The organism is Larkinella soli, from assembly GCF_003703975.1.
Taxonomy (GTDB): domain Bacteria; phylum Bacteroidota; class Bacteroidia; order Cytophagales; family Spirosomataceae; genus Larkinella; species Larkinella soli.
On sequence record NZ_QTJY01000044.1, the window covers coordinates 1 to 2,645 of the forward strand.

Annotated in this window: 1 protein-coding gene; it reads right to left on the bottom strand. The window is 60.4% G+C overall.

The window, feature by feature from the left end:
• Window positions 1-2,645: purple acid phosphatase family protein (locus DX909_RS29230; RefSeq protein WP_164851456.1), on the bottom strand; the 2,645-nt coding region annotated here is incomplete at both ends.

Consider the following 2,645-nt stretch of genomic DNA (forward strand, 5'->3'; position numbering starts at 1 on the left):
ATACCGCCAGGAATCGCCCGAGACGATCAGGTTCGTGCCGGAGCAGGGTTGCGACGAGGGATTCTGGCCGTTTTCCGCTCCGCCGAGGCCACCTCCTGAACCGAGCCGTCCGACCATAAATTCGGCGAAATGGTTTCCGTTGCCCAGCGCCCGGTAGGTCCAGTTCGTCACGGACGGGGTGGCCGCCTGATCGTAGAGCCAGGCGCCGTTGGTGTTGTAGGCGGTCGCCTTCGGCACGGTCGCGTGGGTGGTTACCGGGTTGGGCGTATACGGAGAATTGATGTCGTTCATCTTGAACACTTTCAGCTGCTGGTGCGACAGGGCCGCCGGCAGGTTAGCGTTGACGGCACTCAGGTCGGCATCCCGGTAGTAGTGGCGCACGGCCAGTGAACTGCCGACGGTCGGTTCGGTCGTGGGTTTGAGCGTCCAGAAGCGTTTCATCACCCACCAGCCTGCGGGCAGGGTTACGTAGTTGGCCGGACAGTTCTTGTTCACCTTCAGGGCACCCGCACTGCCTTCCAGCCGCATGGAAAACGTCCCGTCTCCGACCCGCCCGATGGCCTGACCGTTTTTCTTCACGGAAAGCAGCAGATTGGCCCGGTTGTCGGTGTAATGGGTCCAGCCCTGGGCGTCGGTGCATTCGCAGGCGGCCGTCCGGGCGGTGCCGTCGGTGGGGGGTATCGGAAAGGCTTCGGTATCTTTCATGATCGTGAACTGGTCACGGACCTGGTTGTCTTCGGCAATGAACTTCACGTCCAGGCGGTTTCCTTCCACTTCGATAAACATCGAGCCGCCGTTCAGGGTGTCGGAGACGAGCATGGCGTTGTGGGGCCACTTGCCTTTTGGCGTGTACTTGCCCGGATCGAGACCGGCCCCGCCCGACCCGCTGACCAGATAAATCGTGCCTTCGTTGGTGGCCGAGGTGGTGCTTTTGTAGTAGAAGCAGGAGTTAGGCGAACCGTCGAAGCGGCCGCTCGATGCGCCGTTGTTTCCGGCCGGCGCCAGGTGAAGATTGGGGTTGAAGGTGCTTTCGGGGCTGTTCTCGCCGTGGTGGCCCTTCATCAGCCGGGAGCGCTCGTAGACGTGGCTGTGACCGCATAGCACCAGATCGACCTTATACTGCTCCAGCACCGGCAGCAGATTTTTACGGATTCCCTGCGAGTCGCCGTCTACGTCTGAATCCTTCGTTCCCATCGTGTAGGGAGGATGGTGCCAGAAGGCAATGGTCCATTTGATGTTCGGGTCGTTTTTGGCCGCGTTCAGGTCATTTTTCAGCCAGGTCATCTGCGGGCCGGTCGGGCTGAATACCGTCGTTCCCTGTCCGCTTTCGTAGCCGTAGGAATCCAGGCTGACGAAGTGGATATTTCCGTAATTAAAGGAATAGAATTCCTCCTTCCCGGAAGCGACACCGCCCCCTTCGCCCTGCGTGAAGTGCGAAATGATCTTGTAGTAGTCGATCTTATGGTCGGTGCGCTCGGTGCGGGTGATGTTGTTGTTGGCATATTCATGGTTACCGGGGGTCGCATAGACCGGGGTTTGCCGAAGCAGTCGCTGGTGGTCGTAGACATTGAACAGATAGTACTGATAATCTTCGTCATGACCGGCCAGGTAGGCGTTATCGCCCAGCCAGAGCCATAGGTCGACGTTCTGATTCTGCACATTGGAATTATTCATGAAGGCGTCGCGGACCGCAAACTGCCGCCGGCTTCCTTCCCCGAAGTCACCCATCGCCCAGATCCGTACTTTTTTGGCCGAACCGGCCGGGGGGCTGGTAATGAAGAAGTTGTCGGGCGTCCGCTGGAGCGGTTCGGCCACCCCGGCGGTTTCGATGGAGTAGAAGTATTTGGTTCCGGGCGTAAGGCCGGTCAGCCGGACTTCATGATCGAGGCCCGCCGTCGCTTCCGTAACCACCTGACCATAGTCGGTTGCGGACAAACCGTATTTCACCTGCCCCCGAACGGCGGTGCTGGTCCGCCAGCGCAGGGTCATGGCGGTCGGAGTTCCCATCTGGAGATACGGCCCCCGCACGAGCGGCTCCACCTGCCGGAGTTCCATGTCGAACCGCATATCCGGCTCTCCGCCGGCGGCCTGGTGTACCTCGGCGGCAATGAGGTTTTCCCCGGCCTGAAAATACCCGGCCGGGACGGGCAGCACCTGCCAGTACTGTTCGCCGGTATAGGCCGGTGTGGTGGTCAGTTCGGTGCCGGCCGGGGTGGTATGCCCGGCTCCCGTCGGCAGGTTTTCGCGTTTGATCTCCCGGCCGTTGATGTAAATGGCAATGCCGTCGTCGCGTTTGTAGCGGATGGAATAGGTCGTATTGGCCGGTATGGTGCTGATGGTGACGGTTTTCCGGAAATACGTCGTGATAATCCGGTTGCTGCAGGTCGTCGTGACGGGTGTGCAGCCGCTGGGAACGAGCGTATGCTCGGCTTCAAACTCGCCGGAAGGGTAGCCCAGGCCGGAGATGCCGGACGGCCAGCCCGAATCGTTGAAGCCCTTGTCTTTCCAGGTCGAACCGGGGGCGGTGTTGGACGCGAAGTATTTCCAGGGCGAACCGGTCAGAAAAAGATTGCGCGGACCGCCCTTTACATCGGCAACGGGCGGCTGAACCAGAGGATTGGCGGTCAGTTCGAGATCGAAGCGCA